This window comes from Streptantibioticus rubrisoli (assembly GCF_024436055.1).
Taxonomy (GTDB): Bacteria; Actinomycetota; Actinomycetes; order Streptomycetales; family Streptomycetaceae; genus Streptantibioticus_A; species Streptantibioticus_A rubrisoli.
Map to the genome: position 1 here is coordinate 1 of NZ_JANFNH010000072.1, position 18366 is coordinate 18366.

At 70.6% G+C, this 18366-nt stretch carries 18 protein-coding genes and 1 rRNA gene; 16 read left to right on the forward strand and 3 right to left on the reverse strand.

The window, feature by feature from the left end; translation table 11 throughout:
• Positions 1 to 5 precede the first annotated feature (5 nt).
• The 9 genes from rrf to NON19_RS32030 all read left to right on the forward strand — a co-directional run bounded on the left by rrf (position 6) and on the right by NON19_RS32030 (position 7377).
• Positions 6 to 122, forward strand: a 5S ribosomal RNA gene (gene rrf / locus NON19_RS31990).
• A gap of 80 nt (positions 123 to 202) precedes the next feature.
• On the forward strand, positions 203 to 847 hold the full coding sequence (locus NON19_RS31995; RefSeq protein ID WP_255932776.1) for an HAD family hydrolase: 645 nt from the start codon (positions 203 to 205) through the stop codon (positions 845 to 847).
• Positions 848 to 915: 68 nt separating this feature from the next.
• A complete protein-coding gene (locus NON19_RS32000) occupies positions 916 to 2130 on the forward strand; it encodes an MFS transporter (protein WP_255932777.1) in 1215 nt (404 codons plus the stop codon).
• Entirely contained in the window at positions 2099 to 3271 is a 1173-nt protein-coding gene (locus NON19_RS32005) for an acetoin utilization protein AcuC (RefSeq protein ID WP_255932778.1), read from the forward strand. Before NON19_RS32000 ends, NON19_RS32005 begins: the two co-directional genes overlap by 32 nt.
• 119 nt (positions 3272 to 3390) lie before the next feature.
• Complete coding sequence (locus NON19_RS32010; protein ID WP_255932779.1) at positions 3391 to 4206, forward strand: phosphatase; 816 nt, start codon at positions 3391 to 3393, stop codon at positions 4204 to 4206.
• Positions 4207 to 4335: 129 nt separating this feature from the next.
• A complete protein-coding gene (locus tag NON19_RS32015; RefSeq protein ID WP_006604741.1) occupies positions 4336 to 4545 on the forward strand; it encodes a helix-turn-helix domain-containing protein in 210 nt (69 codons plus the stop codon).
• Positions 4546 to 4678: 133 nt separating this feature from the next.
• Positions 4679 to 4777, forward strand: a complete 99-nt coding sequence (locus tag NON19_RS32020) for a 30S ribosomal protein bS22 (protein ID WP_003948845.1) — start codon at positions 4679 to 4681, stop codon at positions 4775 to 4777.
• Positions 4778 to 5062: 285 nt separating this feature from the next.
• On the forward strand, positions 5063 to 6115 hold the full coding sequence (locus NON19_RS32025) for an NAD-dependent epimerase/dehydratase family protein (protein ID WP_255932780.1): 1053 nt from the start codon (positions 5063 to 5065) through the stop codon (positions 6113 to 6115).
• Between the two features lie 74 nt (positions 6116 to 6189).
• Complete coding sequence (locus NON19_RS32030; RefSeq protein ID WP_255932781.1) at positions 6190 to 7377, forward strand: lysophospholipid acyltransferase family protein; 1188 nt, start codon at positions 6190 to 6192, stop codon at positions 7375 to 7377.
• Positions 7378 to 7456: 79 nt separating this feature from the next.
• Here NON19_RS32030 and NON19_RS32035 read toward each other — a convergent pair whose 3' ends face one another.
• The 3 genes from NON19_RS32035 to NON19_RS32045 all read right to left on the reverse strand — a co-directional run bounded on the left by NON19_RS32035 (position 7457) and on the right by NON19_RS32045 (position 11068).
• Entirely contained in the window at positions 7457 to 8671 is a 1215-nt protein-coding gene (locus NON19_RS32035) for a DUF5667 domain-containing protein (protein WP_255932782.1), read from the reverse strand.
• A gap of 207 nt (positions 8672 to 8878) precedes the next feature.
• Entirely contained in the window at positions 8879 to 9715 is an 837-nt protein-coding gene (locus NON19_RS32040; RefSeq protein WP_255932783.1) for an ECF subfamily RNA polymerase sigma factor, BldN family, read from the reverse strand.
• Positions 9716 to 10126: 411 nt separating this feature from the next.
• Positions 10127 to 11068, reverse strand: a complete 942-nt coding sequence (locus NON19_RS32045; RefSeq protein ID WP_255932784.1) for an HAD family hydrolase — start codon at positions 11066 to 11068, stop codon at positions 10127 to 10129.
• Between the two features lie 100 nt (positions 11069 to 11168).
• On the opposite strand from NON19_RS32045, the gene NON19_RS32050 reads away from it, so the two are divergent.
• The 7 genes from NON19_RS32050 to hemB all read left to right on the forward strand — a co-directional run bounded on the left by NON19_RS32050 (position 11169) and on the right by hemB (position 18238).
• Positions 11169 to 11450: a glutaredoxin family protein gene (locus NON19_RS32050; protein ID WP_255932785.1), complete on the forward strand. Its 282-nt coding sequence runs from the start codon at positions 11169 to 11171 to the stop codon at positions 11448 to 11450.
• A gap of 309 nt (positions 11451 to 11759) precedes the next feature.
• Entirely contained in the window at positions 11760 to 12404 is a 645-nt protein-coding gene (locus NON19_RS32055) for a 3'-5' exonuclease (RefSeq protein ID WP_255932786.1), read from the forward strand.
• A 131-nt stretch (positions 12405 to 12535) separates the two neighbouring features.
• Entirely contained in the window at positions 12536 to 13303 is a 768-nt protein-coding gene (locus NON19_RS32060; protein ID WP_255932788.1) for a redox-sensing transcriptional repressor Rex, read from the forward strand.
• Between the two features lie 64 nt (positions 13304 to 13367).
• The gene (locus NON19_RS32065) at positions 13368 to 14687 is read left to right on the forward strand and encodes a glutamyl-tRNA reductase (protein WP_255932789.1); all 1320 of its coding nucleotides are present in this window, start codon (positions 13368 to 13370) and stop codon (positions 14685 to 14687) included.
• A complete protein-coding gene (gene hemC, locus NON19_RS32070) occupies positions 14684 to 15646 on the forward strand; it encodes a hydroxymethylbilane synthase (protein ID WP_255932790.1) in 963 nt (320 codons plus the stop codon). Before NON19_RS32065 ends, hemC begins: the two co-directional genes overlap by 4 nt.
• Entirely contained in the window at positions 15643 to 17262 is a 1620-nt protein-coding gene (locus NON19_RS32075; protein ID WP_255932791.1) for a bifunctional uroporphyrinogen-III C-methyltransferase/uroporphyrinogen-III synthase, read from the forward strand. Before hemC ends, NON19_RS32075 begins: the two co-directional genes overlap by 4 nt.
• Complete coding sequence (gene hemB / locus NON19_RS32080) at positions 17255 to 18238, forward strand: porphobilinogen synthase (RefSeq protein ID WP_255932792.1); 984 nt, start codon at positions 17255 to 17257, stop codon at positions 18236 to 18238. Before NON19_RS32075 ends, hemB begins: the two co-directional genes overlap by 8 nt.
• Positions 18239 to 18366 lie beyond the last annotated feature (128 nt).

Genomic DNA, 18366 nt, shown 5'->3' on the forward strand with positions numbered 1-18366 from the left:
AGTGTTTCGGTGGTCATAGCGTTAGGGAAACGCCCGGTTACATTCCGAACCCGGAAGCTAAGCCTTTCAGCGCCGATGGTACTGCAGGGGGGACCCTGTGGGAGAGTAGGACACCGCCGAACAAATTGTGATAGCCGTTCCCTCGGGGCCTCAACAGGCTCTGGGGGAACGGCTTTTTGCGTTGTGCCGTTACAGTGGTGCGATGCGGTACGAACTTGTCATCTTCGACAACGACGGCGTCCTGGTCGACAGCGAGCCGATTTCCAATCGGATACTCGCCGACTACCTGACCGAACTCGGGCATCCCACGACGTACGAGGAGTCTATCCGGGACTATATGGGCGCCGCCGTACACCGCATCCACGACCTGGTGAGGGAGCGTTCCGGGCAGACGCTGCCCGCGGACTTCAACGAGACCTTCCACGCCAAGGTCTTCGACGCCTTCCACCGAGACCTGCAACCGGTGGCCGAGGTCAGCACCGTGCTGGACGAGCTGGTAGAGCGTGAGATTCCGTACTGTGTCGCCTCATCGGGCAGCCATGAGCGGATCCGGGTGGCGCTGAGGACGACCAGGCTCTACCCGTACTTCACGGAGGAGCGGATCTTCAGCGCGCAGGACGTGGGCCGTGGCAAGCCGGAGCCGGACCTGTTCCTCTACGCGGCGAAGTCGATGGGCGTTTCTCCCGAGCGCTGTGCGGTGATCGAGGACAGCCCGTTGGGTGTGCAGGCCGCGGTGGCGGCCGGGATGGACGTGTACGGGTTCGCGGCGATGACGCCGACCGCCGAACTCGCCGGTGCCAACGCCGTGTTCACCGACATGTCGCAGCTTTCGCGCCTGCTGGCGTGAGTACCGCGGAGAGAGAACGAGGTTCAAGGGATACCCATCGGTAGTCCCGGGCCGTACGCTCCACCTCCATGGACGCACGCTTGCGGCACGGCCGGGCCTCGCTCGCCGTCAGCTTCTTCGTGCAGGGGGTGGTCTTCGCACTTCTGGTGACCCGGATCCCTGCTCTGCAGGATCGTTACGGCATCTCGGATGCCCTGTTGCCGGTCTTCCTCGCGGCGGTACCGGTGCTGGCCGGTGTCGGAAGCGTGTGCACCGAGCAGTTGGTCAAGCGGGTGCGTCCGTCGGTGGTACTGCGCTGCGTCCAGCCCGTGGTGTGCCTGGCGCTGGTGGGCGCGGGGGCGGGGAACGCGCTGTGGCAGTGCGCGGTCGCGCTGGCGTTGTTCGGGCTCACGGTCGGCGGCCTGGATGCCTCCATGAACATGCTGGGGGTCAGCCTTCAGCATGCCTATGGCCGCAGCATCATGCTCGGCTTCCATGCCGCGTACAGCCTGGGCGGGATAGCCGGGGCGTCGCTGGCCTGGGTGGGGGCGCATTGGCATCTGTCGCTTGCCGCGCTGTACGGGCCCACGGTCGTCGTATTGATACCGGTGGCCGTGGTTGCCGGACGGTGGTTCGTGGACCAGCAACTGGACGGCCCGGCCAAGGGAGTTGGGGAAGGAGCGGGCGGCTCGGTCGGGTTCCGGTTGCTGCTGCCGTTCTGTCTGGTGATGGCGTTCGCGTATATAGGGGACTCGACGGTCTCCAACTGGAGTGCCAAGTATCTGCAGGACACCCTGCACAGTTCGGAGCAGCTGGCCACCGTTCCCTACAACGTATATATGGTGACCACCTTGCTCGGTAGGGCGGTTGGTGACCTGGGGGTGCGGCGGTTCGGTGCCATCGCGGTGGTGCGGTTCGGGGCGCTGGTCGCCGCGGGTGGGTTCGTCGTGGTGGCCGCCGCGCCCGGGGCGTGGGTCGGGATGGTGGGTTTCACCGTCCTGGGTCTGGGGTTGTGCGTGATCGTGCCGCAGACGTTCGCCGCCGCGGGGCGGCATGCGTATGACCGGCGGGGTCCGAGTGTTTCCGATGCCGCGATCGCCAGGCTTAACGTCTTCAATTACGTGGGTTTCCTGGTGGGCTCGCCGTTGGTGGGAGCGATCGGCGACGCGTGGAACTATCGCGGGGCGATGCTGGTGCCGATGGCGCTGGTCCTCGCGACACTGCTGTACGCCCGTTCGTTCGCGGTTAAACCGGACCGATACGGTGTGGGACATGAGCGGGCGCGGGCAGTTGATGTGGGATGACGCGGTTACCGGCTATAACTTCGGGCCTGGCCATCCCATGGACCCGGTGCGCCTGGCGCTGACCAGGTCGTTGGTGGAGGCGTTCGGGCTGACCAAGTCGATGCCGGTGGTCGCCGCCCCGGCGGCCGGTGAGTCGACGCTACGGCTGGTGCACCGTTCGGACTACATCGAGGCGGTCCGCCGCGCCTCGGTAGACCCGCGCGGCGCGGAGCTCGGATACGGTCTGGGCACCGTGGACGACCCGGCGTTCGCCGGGATGCACGAGGTGTCCGCGCTGATCGCGGGCCAGTCGGTGGGCGCGGCGGAGGCGGTCTGGCGCGGCGACGCCGATCACGCGGTGAACTTCGCGGGCGGGCTGCACCACGCGATGCCCGGCTCGGCGTCCGGGTTCTGCGTGTACAACGACGCGGCGCTGGCGGTGGCCCGGCTGCTGGAGTTGGGCGCCGAGCGGGTCGCGTACGTGGACGTGGACGTGCACCACGGGGACGGGGTGCAGGCGGCGTTCTGGGACGACCCGCGGGTGCTGACGATCTCGCTGCACGAGCATCCGCGCACCCTCTTCCCGCAGACCGGCTTCCCCGAGGAGACCGGCGGGGAGGGCGCCGAGGGCAGCTCGGTGAACGTGGCGCTACCGGCCGGGACCGGGGACGAGGGGTGGTTGCGGGCGTTCGACGCCGTGGTGCCGGAGCTGCTGGCGGCGTTCCGGCCGCAGGTGCTGGTCACCCAGCACGGCGCGGACACCCACTTCGAGGATCCGCTGGCGCATCTGGCGGTGAGCCTGGACGCGCAGCGGGCGGTGGCCGAGGCGTGCCACGACCTGGCGCACCGGTACGCCGACGGGCGGTGGGTGGCGCTGGGCGGCGGGGGCTACGCGGTGGTCGAGGTCGTACCGCGGACATGGACGCACCTGGTCGCGCTGGTGGCGGGTGCGCCGATCCCGCCGGAGGCGCTCACTCCGGAGGAGTGGCGGCACGAGGTCTACCGGCTGACCCGGCAGGTCGCCCCGGCGCGGATGACGGACGGGCGGCGTCCGGTCTGGCGCGGGTTCGACGACGGTGGGTACGACCCGGCGGACCGGCTGGACCAGGCGGTGCTGGCGACCCGGCGGGCGGTGTTCCCGCTGCACGGGCTGCTGCCGTAGCCGTGGCGACGCGGCACCAGGCCGCCGTGGGATGGGCCTGTACCGCATGTCACCCCGTTGGCGCGGGATTTGGGGGCTCGTCGGTGTGCCGGGTGGGGCGAGCGGCCACCATCGAGGGTGTGTTGAGTGCCGAGGCGCTGCGCGCGCACCTGGTGGCGACCGGGCTGGCCGGTACGGTGGCGACGCCGCGGGAGAAGAGTCTGCGCAGTTACCTGAGGTTCGCGCAGCGCGATCCGAGGGTCCTCATCGGGCTTGATCCGGTGGGGAGTTGGACGCCGGAGGAGTTGCTGCGGCTGATGGCGGACCGGTGTGGGGTCTCGCCGGATCCGGGTCGTACGTCAGGCCGGGAGGTGATCGATCCGGACCGTACGCTCGCGGCGCTGGACGCCCTCGCGGAGCGGCTCGCCAGGGCCGCCAGGGCGCGGGCGCCGGTGTTGCTGGGGACCGGTCATCCACGTCAACTCCTGGAGTTCTACGCCGGGTTGGCGGTCGGGCTCTCGGCAGCGGGGTGTCCTGTGCTCACTCCCGCGTATGGTCGATGTATCGACATCTCGACCCGGTTTGGACTACGTACCCACACCCTCGACTACGTACACGGGGTCGCGGTGGTGCGTCCGGCGGGCAGGGATCACAGTGGGGGCGCGCCAGCCGCGCACTGCCACTCGCCGCTGCCGGTTCGGGCCGTCCTGGCGGCCGCCGCGGGGGGCGACGGGCCGCTGCCGTCGCTCGTGATCGGGGACCATGGATGGGTCTGCGGGGCAGGTCAGCTGGGCATCGAGGCAGTGGGGCTGGCAGATGTGAATGATCCGGCGCTGTTCGTCGGGGAGCGCGAAGGGCGGGTGTCGGTCGTGGTTCCGGTTGATGACGCTGCGCGGTCTGGCTACTACCGGCCGCTAACTCGCTATGTACTCAATCGGGCCTGTCTGTCACAGTAGGCAACCGAACGGTACTCCTCTTCCCCACTTGCCTCACCCGCACCTAATCTGGTGGTGAGTGCACGTGCGTGTAGGAGTCGTCGGAGGGGAAGCCGACGGCCATCATGTGCGGAAGGTCCAGGTGTTGTCATGGCCGCTGACCAGAGGCCTTTGAACGAGGTCGTGTTCCTGACCGTGGCTGAGGTGGCTACGGTGATGCGCGTCTCCAAGATGACCGTGTACCGATTGGTGCACAGCGGTCATCTGCCAGCGATCCGGGTGGGCAGGTCGTTCCGGGTTCCAGAACAGGCCGTCCACGACTACCTCAGGGAGTCTTTCGTGGGGGTGGAGTCGGCTTAGCCGACGCCACGGATCAACTTCGGCGCTACCCGGATTACGCCCGCCGCAATTTGGCGGGTAGTCTTGGCCGACGTAGGTCGTGTGGGCTCGGACGCCCCGCACCGAGTGATTCCAATCATGAGCGAGGGTAGTCGTGGGCTCTGTCATCAAGAAGCGCCGCAAGCGCATGGCCAAGAAGAAGCACCGCAAGCTGCTCAAGCGCACGCGAGTGCAGCGCCGTAACAAGAAGTAAGCGGGCTTCGCGTTCGCTTCGCTGCCCTTCGGCCGCCGCTTGGCGTGGTGGCCGAAGGGCAGTGGCATATCCGGCGGCGGTGGCATATCCGAGCGGCACCTGTGCGGGCACCCGGCGGGTTGCCGCAGGGATCGTGAACGGCCATCACATGGCCGCTGCAGATGGCCGGAGTTCGACACCGAACGGTGTGGGCGCGGTCACTTCCCGCATTCTCCGGACATCACAGCGCAATATCGAACCGATACGGTGACCAGAACAGCCGGGTGAGAAGGGAAGGCTTCGATCTTGGGCAAGGTCGTGCTCGTCACGGGAGTGGCTCGTCGCCTCGGTGGCCGGTTCGTCCGGCGCGTTCAGCGGGAACCGGGAATCGACCGGGTGATCGGGGTGGACGCGGTGCCACCCGAACACTCGCTGGGCGACGCGGACTTCGTACGGGCCGACATCCGGCACCCGATGATCGCCAAGGTGCTCGCGGAACACGATGTGGACACCGTGGTGCACATGGACGTCAACGGCACCCCGCTCGGCCGCTCGCGAGGCCGGGGCAGCCGATCGGCGGTGAAGGAAACCAACGTCATCGGCACGATGCAGTTGCTCGGCGCGTGCCAGAAGGCGCCTTCGGTGCGCCGCCTGGTCGTGAAGTCCACCACCAACGTGTACGGTTCCGCACCGCGGGATCCCGCCGTTTTCACCGAGACCATGCCGGCCAAGTCATTGCCCAGTGGTGGCTTCGCCAAGGACGCGGTCGAGGTCGAGGGGTACGTACGGGGATTCGCCCGGCGGCGCCCCGATGTGGCGGTGGCGGTGCTGCGGTTCGCCAATATCCTCGGGCCGGGCGCGGAGTCCCCGCTGGCCGAGTATTTCTCGCTTCCGGTGCTGCCGACGGTTTTCGGCTACGACCCCCGGCTGCAGTTCGTGCACGAGGACGATGTCATCGGGGTGCTGCTGGTGGCGTCCCAGGAACCCGACCGCGGCACGCTCAACTCCGGTACGTTCAACATCGCGGGCGATGGGGTGCTGCTGCTGTCGCAGACCGCGCGGCGCCTCGGCAAGCCGACCGTGCCGGTACTGCTGCCGACGGTGACCTGGGCGGGTTCGGCGCTGCGCAGTCTGGGGGTCAGCGACTTCTCGCCCGAGCAGATCCGGCTGCTCACCCATGGCCGGGTGGTGGACACCACGCAGATGCGCGAGACGCTCGGGTTCGTCCCGAAGTTCACCACCGCCGGTACGTTCCACGATTTCGCGGCCAGTCGCGGCCCCGGCCTGCTGCCGCCGGAGCTGCTCGCCCACGCGGTCGACCGGGTCGCCGCGGTGCTGCCCGCCGGGACATCCCGATGAACGGTCCCCGTCCGCGTGACGGACACGACGCCACATCCCCTGAGCCCCACGAGCCTACGAGGAGGAGCGGATCCATGGCGGACGCCAAGGTCATCCCGTTCGACGAGGACACGCGTGCGCGTCGGGGGGCGCGGGCTTCCGATGCGGCAGGAGCGCGGGGTGGTTCCGTCGAGGGTGGCGGGCGGCGCGCGGGCCGCAACCCCGGTTCGCGGCGCAAGGGCAAACCGGGCCTGGCGGCGGTGGCACCGGAGGACGGCACGGCGCGCGGGGGGAAGCGGCCGGTGGTCGCCGAGGCGGCAGAACAGGCGCAGGAGGGTCCGGTTCCGCAGGACGAGGCCGCGCAGGGCGGCTCCGGGGGACTGCCCGCGCCGCTCGGTGCGTTGACGGACGCGCTCGGCGGGGCGGCGGGCCGGTTGCTCGGCGGGCAGTGGGACCGTCGGGTGGCGGGCGGCCTGGCGTTCCTGCGGCGCAGGATCACCGGGGACTACGAGGTCGATGAGTTCGGGTACGACGAGGAACTCACCGACCAGGTGCTGATGTCGTTGCTGCGGCCGTTGTTCGACTCGTACTTCCGGGTCGAGGTCAGGGGGGTGGAGAACATCCCGGACACCGGCGGGGCGTTGGTGGTGGCCAACCATTCCGGGACGTTGCCGCTGGACGCGTTGATGGCCCAGGTCGCGGTGCATGACCACCATCCGGCCGGGCGGCATCTGCGGTTGCTCGCGGCGGATTTGGTGTTCGTGCTGCCGGTGGTGAACGAGCTGGCGCGCAAGGCCGGGCACACGTTGGCCTGTGCGGAGGACGCCCAACTGCTGTTGGAGCGGGGCGAGGTCGTCGGGGTGATGCCAGAGGGGTTCAAGGGGCTGGGGAAGCCGTTCTCCGACCGGTACAAGCTCCAGCGGTTCGGCCGTGGTGGGTTTGTGTCGACGGCGTTGCGCACCGGGGTGCCGATCGTGCCGTGCTCGATCGTCGGGGCCGAGGAGATCTACCCGATGGTCGGCAACGCGAAGGTCCTTGCACGGCTGCTCGGCTTTCCGTACTTCCCGCTGACGCCCACGTTTCCGTGGCTGGGGCCGCTGGGGATGGTGCCGCTGCCGACGAAGTGGACGATCCAGTTCGGTGAGCCGATCGCCACGGACGGGTATGCGCCGGAGGCGGCGGATGATCCGATGCTGGTGTTCAATCTGACGGATCAGGTTCGGGAAACGATTCAGCACACGCTGTACAAGTTGCTCGTTCAGCGCCGCTCGGTCTTCTTCTGATCTCGCGGCCGCCGCCGCTTTGGGGCTCGCCCCCAAACCCGCCCGCGCGTTGCGGGGGCTGGGGGCGAGCCGCCCAGGACTACTTCGAGGTGTCTGTGCCGTTCAGGCCCAGGCCTGGGAGGCCGGGCAAGCCCGGGAGCAGGGGCTGGGGGCTGGATTCCGGTTGGGGTTTGTCGGAGCCCGTGCCACCGGTTGGCGACGGCTGGCCCTGGGGTGGGCTCAGCAGGCCGGGGCCGCCCAACACGCCCTGGTTTCCTGGCGAGTCGGTGGTCGACGGGGGCGTGTTGGGCTTGCTGCCCATGGTGTCGTCGCCCTGGGGCGAGTTGCCCGATGTGGGCGTGGACTCCTGGTGCAGGGCGTCGTGGTGGGCGCTCGCCGCGGGCCTGCCGGGATGCCGACCCTTGGCGGTGCCGCCGGACGTGGGCGACAACAGGTGCTGCAGCGGCGCCACTTCCTGGTCTATGGCGTCGAAGACCGAGCTGACCTGCGTACCGACCTGGTGCAGCTGCGGCGGAAGCTTGTCCCGCAGCTGGCTCCACGTCACCCGGTGCGCCTGGGAGAACGCGTTGAGCGTCTCGATGGGGGCGAGCGAACCGTCCCGTTGGTAGGCCCCGCTGAGCAGGTCATGCCCCTGCGACGCCTCGTTGTGCATACCGGAGAGCGCGTTGCCGACCTCGCGCACCGACTCCGCGTCCAGCGGCCCGGAGCGGCCGCGCTCCAGTAGGCGCCGGGCCTCCTGCATCCGCGTCGAGGCCATGTCCAGCAGCACCTTGCCGCGTGCCGCGTCGTCGCCGGTCAGATCGAGCCGCAGGTCTTCCATGCCGCGCTTGAGCCCGTACAGCGTGTCGCCGGGAAGCGCCTCCGTGCTCGCGGCGGCGATACCGCTGAACGCCCCCGCCGCGACCCCCACCGTCAGCCCGCCCGCGGCGAGCCGCCGGGACCAGCGTGAACGGGGCCGCAGCCGACGCAGGTTGACCGGGCTGCCGGAGCCCGTGCCGCCCGCCGCCCGCTGCTCGGGCACCCGGCCCGAGGTGTTCAGGGAGCCGTCGGCCAGGGCGGCCTCCATGGCCGCGATGAGCTGTGCCCGCTGGACCATTTTGACCTCGGGGTCCAGTTCGGGTCTGGGTACCTCGGCGAGCGCCTCCGCCATGGCAAGCAGCCGACCCTGTTGCGGGTCGGCGTGCCGATCCGCGGCGTGGGCCGCGCGTTCCGGGGTGGCTTCACGGGTGTCCGCCGACTCCAGGGCCTGGGCGAAGGCGTTCGCCCGCCGGTGCGCCGTTGCTTGTCCGATCACGGGCGGCACCTCCTCTCGTCATCACCTTCGACTCCCCGAAGTGGCCGAAGGGTTGCGCAACTTGAGCACATCCACCCGATCGAGTGATCGGGGAACGTCCGTGCGCGACCGTGGGGGGTCTGCATTCCTTGCAACGAGCACCGCGCCAGCCGGGTTACGCGGCGCCCGCCGGGCGCGCTGTGCGGTGACACTCCGGGGGAGCGGTGGTCACCGTGCGTCGTCCGGCAGCAGCCGGGCGAGCGTGCGTACCGCGCGGTACTGGAGGGTCTTGATGGCGCCCTCGTTCTTGCCCATGATCCGGGCGGTCTCGGCGACCGAGAGGCCCTGGAGGAAGCGGAGTGTGACGCATTCCTGCTGCTGCGGGTTGAGTTTGCGCACCGCCTGCAACAGGGCCTCGTTGGAGAGCGATTCGAGGACGGAGTCCTCGGGGCTGCGCTCCACCTCGTTGGCGTCGAGCATCTCGCCGGTGGTCACTTCCAGTCGGAAACGGCTCGACTTGAAGTGGTCCGCGACCAGATTGCGAGCGATCGTGACCAGCCAGGCGCCGAAGTCGCGGCCCTGCCAGGTGAACGTGCCGATCCGGCGCAGCGCGCGCAGGAAGGTCTCGCTGGTGAGGTCCTCGGCGGTGGCCCTGCCGCCCACCCGGTAGTAGATGTACCGGTAAACGGTGTCCGAGTAGTGGTCGTACAGCCGCCCGAAGGCCTCGGTCTCCCCGGCCTGGGCGCGCTCCACCAGCTCCATCATGCGCAGGCTGTCGCTGTCGGCCGGGGGGCGCCGGGACGAGGCGCCGGTTCCCGTGCCAACGGCGCGGGTGCCGTTGCGCTGGGCCGGGTTGCCGGTGTGGCGGGGGGCTCGTCTGCCGGTCAGCGGGCCGGAGGCCACAGGGGTTCCGCCGACCGCCGTGGCGTAGACGGGTACGTGCGCGGGTACGGGGACGGCGTACGCGGGGACGGCGTACGCGGGGAGGACCAGGCGCAGGCGGTGGGCCACCTGTGCGCGCAGCGCGGCCAGGCCTGAGGCGTCAACCCCGACGAGTGGGTACACGGGACTCCCAGAGGCAGAACTTCCATCACGTGCAGTACGGGACCGTTCATCCGTCGTAGGGACGCGTGGGTACCGGTGTGCGTCTGAGGAGAATAACGCTTCGTGCAGACGACGCTACACCGAGTTGCTGAATTCGTCGGTTCCGCCCACTCTGTAACTAGTTGACGATCGATCAATCACCGAGTCGTTGCGGGAAGTTGACCGATTTCTTTCGCGGATTGTGCTGTTGAAGGGCGTGTTGTGGCTTGACGTCAGTTGTGCGACTGACGGGGGCCTGGAGGGGGTAAGAGGAGGAGATTGCCGATCCGTAGTTGGTTTACGGCGATCACGACGACAAACGGCGACGGTCAGTGACCGTCGCCGGGGGTGAGAGGGGGAGCGCCTCCGGGGCGTACCCGGGGCGGGAGTTGTTCAGCGACGGCGCCGGTGCAGGGCCACGGCGGCCGCCGCGCCGCCCGCCACGGCGCCGATGCCCGCCGCGGCGGGCAGTCCGATCCTGGCCGCCTTGCGGCCGGTGCGGTAGTCGCGCAGCCGCCACTCGTGCTCGCGGGCGTACTTGCGCAGCGCGCTGTCCGGATTGATCGCGTAGGGGTGGCCGACCAGCGAGAGCATCGGGATGTCGTTGGACGAGTCGCTGTACGCGGCGCAGCGGGAGAGATCCAGGCCGCGCGCGGCGGCCAGCGCCTTGACCGCCTCCGCCTTCGCCGGGCCGTGCAGCGGCTCGCCCACCAGGCGGCCGGTGTAGACGCCGTTGACCGACTCGGCGACGGTGCCCAGGGCGCCGGTCAGGCCGAGCCTGCGGGCGATGATCGTGGCCGTCTCCACCGGCGCGGCGGTCACCAGCCAGACCCGCTGGCCCGCGTCGAGGTGGGCCTGGGCCAGGGCGCGGGTGCCCGGCCAGATCTTCCCGGCCATGTACTCGTCGTAGATCTCCTCGCCGATGGCCATGAGTTCCTCGACCCGGTGGCCCTTGACGATGGACAGCGCGCTGTCTCGGGCGTCGCGCATGTGCTCCGGGTCCTCGGCCCCGGCCAGCCGGAAGTAGGTCTGCTGCCAGGCGAAGCGCAGCAGGTCGCGCTTGTGGAAGAACTTGCGCTTGTACAGGCCGCGGCCGAAGTGGAACAGCGCGGCGCCCTGCATCACGGTGTTGTCGAGGTCGAAGAAGGCCGCGGCCATCGGATCGCCCGCGACCGGGAACACCGCTTCCGGCGGGGCTGGTTGTTCGGTGGCGGGCAGCGTTTCGTCCTTCTCGGGAGCCGCGAGGGCGGCCTCGGCGGCGGCCTCGCCCGCCAGTACGCTGCGCGGCGTGGCCGAGCGCCTACGCGAAGGGAGCCATCCAAGCAGTGCCGCCATAGGGCGAGCATAGCCACTGTGTTCGGACTGATCTGGACGGGCCGGGTCCGGGCATATGAACTCTTCGGGTCCGCCGTGTAACAGGGGCACAATGTCAGGAATGAGCCCGCTTATCGGCCGCAGTGCCCGCAAGAAGCCCCCGCATGAGCGCACCGTCACGTTGATCGGCAAGCCTGGCTGCCATCTGTGCGACGAGGCGCGTGCGGTGATCGAGAAGGTCGCCTCGGAGTTGGGCGCGTCCGTGGAGGAGCGCGACATCACCCAGGACGAGGAGTTGTACCGCAAGTACTGGGAGCAGATTCCCGTCGTCCTGGTCGACGGTGCGCAGCATGACTTCTGGCGGGTGGACGAGCAGCGGCTGCGGCGCGCGCTGGGCGCGTAACGCTCAGCGCTTGGCGGCTCGCTTCTGGGGTGTGGTGGGTTCGGGACCGCCGGGCCGCGCCGCGGTGGTTGCTCGCCGTTGCGGCGGGGTTACTTCCGGGGCAAGCCGCCGGACCCCCACTACTTCCGGGGCGAGCCGCCGGACCCCTGCGGTTTGCGGGGGATTTCCGCATGGTTCCGTCAAGGTCGCGTATTCGATTACCATCTAGTGGTTTTTGGCCGTCGGGGGCATACGTAGGAAGGTGGGCGCGTGCTCCCGAGGCTCCAGGGGGCGTCGGTTGCCCCTGGCGGTGGGCGCGGGGGGTACGCCGTGGTCGACGTCGAGGCGACCGGCTCCAGTTCGCGTCGCCACCGGATCATCGAGCTCGCCGTGGTGCAGCTGGACCGCGAGCTGCGCGTCCAGGGCGAGTTCAGCACCCTGGTCGACCCCGAGGGGCCGGTCGGCCCCACCCACATCCACGGCATCGAGCCGGACGACCTGCGTACCGCACCCCGCTTCGCGCAGATCGCCGCCCGGCTGCTCGGGCTGCTGCGCGGCCGGGTGCTGGTGGGCCACAACGTGGGCTGCGACCGGGCGTTCCTGGCCGCCGAGTACGCCCGGCTCGGCGTCGAACTGCCCGAGGTGCCCCAGGCGTGCACGATGCGTCTCGCGGAGCGGCACGCTCGGTCACCGCGCGGGCTCTCGCTGCGCGCCTGCGCCGAGGCGGCCGGGCTGCCCGGCTGGTCGCAGCACACCGCGCTGGGTGACGCCCGTACCTGCGGGCGGCTGTTCGCGCGGTACGCGACCGTCACCGAGGCTGAGCTGGCCGAGGCGGCGGCGGTGCGGTGGCCGAGGCTGCCGCATATGACAGGGGCCCCGGTGCCGTGGATCGGGCGCCAGGGCCGCTCCAGGGCCTTGGAAGAGAACGTTCCGGGGCGGCGAATGGTTTCGTTTGCCGGGAACGGGGGCGCGTGATGCCGGTCACTTCCTGCGGACAAAGCGGACACCATCTTTGTGCACGCGTTCACAAAGACATAGCCTGGCGTATACGGGGTGGCCCCATCAACGGCGGTCGCCCGCAGCCCAGCTCTACCCGCAGGAGCATCGTGGCAACTGGCCGAACTCACCGACCGGCGACCCGGAGCCGAGGGATCCCCGAGGCCACCGTCGCCAGGCTTCCGCTGTACCTGCGGGCGCTCACCGCTCTGTCCGAGCGGTCCGTCCCCACGGTCTCCTCGGAGGAACTCGCCACCGCGGCCGGGGTGAACTCCGCGAAGCTGCGCAAGGACTTCAGCTACCTCGGCTCGTACGGCACCCGCGGTGTCGGCTACGACGTCGAGTACCTCGTCTACCAGATCTCCCGCGAACTGGGCCTCACCCAGGACTGGCCGGTGGTGATCGTCGGTATCGGTAACCTCGGCGCCGCGCTCGCCAACTACGGCGGCTTCGCCTCACGTGGCTTCAGGGTGGCCGCGTTGATAGACGCCGACCCCGCGCAGACCGGCAAGCTGGTGGCGGGGCTGCCGGTGCGGCACACCGACGAGCTGGAAGAGATCGTCGAGCGCAACCAGGTGTCGATCGGCGTGATCGCCACCCCCGCCGGTGCCGCCCAGGAGGTCTGCGACCGGCTGGTCGCCGCGGGCGTCACCTCGATCCTCAACTTCGCGCCGACCGTGCTGTCGGTGCCGGACGGCGTCGACGTGCGCAAGGTCGACCTGTCCATAGAACTGCAGATCCTCGCCTTCCATGAGCAGCGCAAGGCCGGTGAGGACCTCGGCGAGGCCGTGGCCCGCGGCACCCTGCCCAAGGCGGCCGAGGAGGCCGCCGACCGTCCGGGACCTGACGGGGACGTTCCCGCCGTGATGCCCGCATGAGCGAGCGGATCACGGAAGGGCGCGCCCCGGGCGAAGGCCGGAGCGAGCGGAGCGAGGGGCGAGCATGAGCCTTCTCGTCGTAGGACTGAGCCACCGCAGCGCGCCGGTCAGTGTGTTGGAGCGGGCGGCGCTGAGCGCGGACGCCAAGGCCAAGCTCCTGCAGGACACCCTCGCCGCCGAACCGGCCGCCGAGGCCGTGGTGCTGGGCACCTGCAACCGCATCGAGCTGTACGCGGACGTGGACAAGTTCCACGCCGGAGTCGCCGAACTGTCCACGCTGCTCGCGCTGCACAGCGGCGTCGGCCTGGAAGAGCTCACCCCGCACCTGTACGTGCACTACGAGGACCGGGCGGTGCACCATCTGTTCTCGGTCGCCTGCGGCCTGGACTCGATGGTGGTCGGCGAGGGCCAGATCCTCGGCCAGATCAAGGACGCGCTCGGCCTCGGCCAGGAGCTGCACACCGCGGGCCGCACCCTCAACGACCTGTTCCAGCAGGCGCTGCGGGTCGGCAAGCGGGCGCACAGCGAGACCGGCGTCGACAAGGCGGGCCAGTCCCTGGTCACCTTCGGTCTGGACCAGCTCACCCGGCACATCGGCGAACTGCCCGGCAAGCGGGCCCTGGTGGTCGGCGCGGGCTCGATGTCCTCGCTGGCCGCCACCACGCTGGCCCGCGCCGGGGTGGCCGAACTGGTCATCGCCAACCGGACGGTGGACCGCGCCGAGCGGCTGGCCGCCTCCCTCGGCGGCCGCGCCGTGCCGTTCGCCGACGTCTCCCGTGAGCTGGCCGCCGCGGACGTGGTGGTCTCCTGTACCGGTGCGACCGGCCTGGTGCTCGACCGGGAGGCGGTCGCCGAGGCCATCCGGCAGCGCACCGCGACCGGCCCGCTCAGCCTGCTCGACCTGGCGATGCCCCGCGACATCGACGGCGCGGCGCACGACCTGGACGGTGTGCACCTGGTCGACATCGAGGACCTGGCCGCCGCCTCCGCCGACGCGCCGATGGCCGCCGACGTGGACGCGGTACGGCGGATCGTCTCCGCGGAGGTGGCCGCGTTCGGCGCCGCGCAGCGTGCCGAAAGGATCACTCCGACCGTGGTGGCGCTGCGCACCATGGCCGCCGACGTGGTCAGCTCCGAACTCGCCCGGCTGGACGGGCGGTTGCCAGACCTGGACGACAAGCAGCGCGCGGAGATCACCCAGACCGTGCGCCGGGTCGTCGACAAGCTCCTGCACGCGCCCACCGTGCGGGTCAAGCAGCTCGCGGGCGAACCCGGCGGCGCCGGGTACGCGGACGCGCTGCGTGAACTGTTCGACCTCGACCCGCAGGCGGTCGCCGCCGTCAGCCGGGCCGACACCGGTGACCCGAATCGAGAGCGGGCATGAACGACAAGCACGTACCCCTCAGGCTGGGCACGCGGCGCAGCAAGCTCGCGATGGCCCAGTCCGGCCAGGTCGCCGACCGCGTCCGGGAGTTGACCGGCCGACCCGTCGAACTGGTCGAGATCACCACCTACGGCGACACCTCCCGCGAGGCGCTCGCGCAGATCGGCGGGACCGGTGTGTTCGTCTCCGCGCTGCGCGACGCGCTGCTCGCCGGTGCGGTGGACTTCGCCGTGCACTCGCTGAAGGACCTGCCCACCGCCGACCCCGAGGGCCTGGTGCTGGCCGCGATCCCGCGCCGCGAGGACCCGCGGGACGTCCTGGTGGCTCGCGACGGGCTGACCTTCGAGCAGCTTCCCGACGGGGCGCGGGTGGGGACCGGATCGCCGCGCCGGATGTGCCAACTGAACGCCTGGGCACGCCAGTTGGGCCGCCGTATCGAGACGGTGCCGATCCGCGGCAACATCGACACCCGGGTCGGATACGTCACCTCCGGCAAGCTGGACGCCGTGGTGCTGGCCGCGGCCGGGCTGAACCGTATCGCCCGGTCCGAGGTGATCACCCAGCACCTCGACACCGACCTGGTACTTCCCGCTCCCGGACAGGGAGCGCTGGCCATCGAGTGTTCCGACCAGAACACCGCGCTGGCCGAGGCGCTCGCCGCGCTCGACGACCCGGTCACCCGGGCCGCCGTGACCGCCGAGCGATCCCTGCTCGCCGCCCTTGAGGCCGGCTGTTCCGCCCCGGTGGGCGCGCTGGCCGACGCGGGCGGGCACGAGCAAGTAACCGAGCTGCGCCTGCGCGGTGTCGTCGGCACGACCGACGGCGCCGAGCTGGTGCAGATGTCCGCCACCGGCAGCCTGCCCGCATCCCGCGAGGAGGCCGTGGCCCTCGGCCGCGGCCTCGCCGCCGAGATGCTGGCCAAGGGCGCGGCCGGTCTGATGGGGGAGCGAGCACTTTGAGCCCCACCGCCACGCACAAGCCTGCCGCAGGGCACGTCACCTTCCTCGGTGCCGGGCCCGGAGACCCCGGGCTGCTGACGTTGCGCGCCGTAGAGGCGCTGTCCGAAGCGGATGTCCTGGTCGCGGACCCACAGGTGCTCGACGTCGTGCGCCAGCACGCGCGGGCCGCCACGGAGGCACCCGAAATCACGGCGATCGACGGCGCGTTGGGCGCCGCCTCGCACGCTTCCAAGCTTGTCATGGCGTCCGCGAGCAACGGCAAGCGGGTGGTGCGAGCGGTCGCGGGCGACCCCGGCCTGGACAGCGGCGCCGCCGAGGAGATGCTGGCCTGCGCCAAGGCGGGCATCCCGTTCGAAGTGGTGCCCGGGGTCGCGACGGCGGTCGGTGTGCCCGCGTACGCGGGTGTGCCGATCGGCGGGGACGTGCGGTTCATCGACGCGGGCGCCGCCGACGCCCGGTCCTGGGGCGAGGCCGGGGCCAGCGACTCCACGCTGGTGGTCAGCACCACCTTGGAGGCCGTCGCGGGCAACGCCGCCGAGCTGATCGCCGCCGGACGCAAGCCGGACACCACGCTCACCGTCACCGTCGCCGGAACCACCACCCGGCAGCGCACCTGGACCGCCACCTTGAGCACCATCGCCGCCGAGCTGAAGGCCAGCAAGGCGCTGCCGTCGCCGGAGCCGGGCCAGTCGGCGATAGCCGTGGTCGGTGAGCGCGCCGCGGGCGAGCGCGGACAGCTGTCGTGGTTCGAGACCAAGCCGCTGTTCGGCTGGCGGGTGCTGGTGCCGCGCACCAAGGAGCAGGCCGCCTCGCTGTCCGAGCAGTTGCGCTCCTACGGCGCGGTGCCGCACGAGGTGCCGACCATCGCCGTGGAGCCGCCGCGCACCCCGCAGCAGATGGAACGTGCCGTCAAGGGCCTGGTCACCGGCCGCTACGAGTGGATCGCCTTCACCTCGGTCAACGCGGTCAAGGCGGTGCGCGAGAAGTTCGAGGAGTACGGGCTGGACGCGCGGGCGTTCGCGGGCATCAAGGTGGCCGCGGTCGGCGAGCAGACCGCCAAGGCGCTGGTCGAGTTCGGCGTCAAGCCCGACCTGGTGCCGTCCGGTGAGCAGTCGGCGGCCGGGCTGCTGGAGGACTGGCCGCCGTACGACCCGGTCTTCGACCCGATCGACCGGGTGTTCCTGCCGCGCGCCGACATCGCCACCGAGACGCTCGTCGCCGGGCTGATCGAGCTGGGCTGGGAGGTCGACGACGTGACCGCGTACCGCACGGTGCGCGCCTCGCCGCCGCCCGCCGAGACCCGCGAGGCCATCAAGGGCGGTGGGTTCGACGCGGTGCTGTTCACCTCTTCGAGTACGGTTCGCAACCTGGTCGGCATCGCGGGCAAGCCGCACAACGTCACCGTGATCGCCTGCATCGGCCCGGCCACCGCCAAGACGGCCGAGGAGCACGGGCTGCGGGTGGACGTGATGGCGCCGGAGCCGTCGGTGCACGCGCTGGCCGAGGCGCTGGCAGACTTCGGCCGGGCGCGCCGGGCGGCCGCCGTCGAGGCCGGGGACCCGGTCACCCGCCCGAGCGAGCGGCGCCCGGGATCGCGGAGGAGGGCCCGTGGCTGAGGTCCCGCACGTACGGCCGCGTCGGCTGCGTACCACGCCCGCCATGCGGCGGATGGTCGCCGAGACCCGGCTGCATCCGGCCGACCTGATCCTCCCGGCGTTCGTCCGGGAGGGCATCAGTGGGCCCGCCCCGATCAACGCGATGCCGGGCGTGGTCCAGCACACCCGCGACACGCTGCGCAAGGCGGCGGCCGAGGCGGTCGCCGCGGGTGTCGGCGGGATCATGCTGTTCGGTCTGCCGCTGGTGAAGGACGCGGTCGGCAGCCAGGGCACCGATCCGGACGGCATCCTGCAGAAGGCCATCCGCGATGTGCGCGCCGAGGTCGGCGACGACCTGGTGGTCATGTCCGACCTGTGCCTGGACGAGTACACCGACCACGGCCACTGCGGAGTGCTGGACTCCCAGGGCCGGGTGGACAACGACGCGACGCTGGAGCGCTACGCCGAGATGGCGCGGGTGCAGGCGGACGCCGGTGTGCACGTGGTCGGCCCGAGCGGGATGATGGACGGTCAGGTGCGGGTGATCCGCCAGGCGCTGGACGCGGCGGGCCACCAGGACGTGTCGATCCTGGCGTACACCGCCAAGTACGCCTCGGCGTTCTACGGTCCGTTCCGCGAGGCGGTCAACTCCTCGCTCAAGGGCGACCGCAAGACGTACCAGCAGGATCCGGCCAATGCGCGTGAGTCCCTGCGTGAGTTGGCGCTGGACCTCGCCGAGGGCGCCGACATGGTGATGGTGAAGCCCGCCCTGCCGTATCTGGACATTTTGCGACAGGTCGCCGACGCGGTGGACGTTCCGGTGGCGGCGTACCAGATCTCCGGTGAGTACGCGACGGTCGAGGCCGCCGCGGCCAACGGGTGGATCGACCGGGACGCGGCGATCATGGAGACATTGCTGGGGATCCGGCGCGCCGGGGCCGGGATGATCCTGACGTACTGGGCGACCGAGGTCGCCGGGTGGCTGCGGGGGCGCTGACGCCAGTGCGCTGACGCTTGGCCTTTCGCGGGTACTTGTGGTGGGCGGGTGCGGGAAGGTTCTGGCTGAGGCCGGTTCTCCCCACCCGCCCGCCTCTTTGTCTCCCACCCGCCCGCTCCTGTTTCTCC

Bases quoted from the DNA above. Each gene is read 5' to 3' on its own strand.
- NON19_RS31995 (WP_255932776.1), top strand. From the start codon at position 203: ATGCGGTACGAACTTGTCATCTTCGACAACGACGGCGTCCTGGTCGAC.
- NON19_RS32000 (WP_255932777.1), top strand. From the start codon at position 916: ATGGACGCACGCTTGCGGCACGGCCGGGCCTCGCTCGCCGTCAGCTTC.
- NON19_RS32005 (WP_255932778.1), top strand. From the start codon at position 2,099: ATGAGCGGGCGCGGGCAGTTGATGTGGGATGACGCGGTTACCGGCTAT.
- NON19_RS32015 (WP_006604741.1), top strand. From the start codon at position 4,336: ATGGCCGCTGACCAGAGGCCTTTGAACGAGGTCGTGTTCCTGACCGTG.
- NON19_RS32030 (WP_255932781.1), top strand. From the start codon at position 6,190: ATGGCGGACGCCAAGGTCATCCCGTTCGACGAGGACACGCGTGCGCGT.
- NON19_RS32045 (WP_255932784.1), bottom strand. From the start codon at position 11,068: ATGGCGGCACTGCTTGGATGGCTCCCTTCGCGTAGGCGCTCGGCCACG.
- NON19_RS32050 (WP_255932785.1), top strand. From the start codon at position 11,169: ATGAGCCCGCTTATCGGCCGCAGTGCCCGCAAGAAGCCCCCGCATGAG.
- NON19_RS32065 (WP_255932789.1), top strand. From the start codon at position 13,368: ATGAGCCTTCTCGTCGTAGGACTGAGCCACCGCAGCGCGCCGGTCAGT.
- hemC (WP_255932790.1), top strand. From the start codon at position 14,684: ATGAACGACAAGCACGTACCCCTCAGGCTGGGCACGCGGCGCAGCAAG.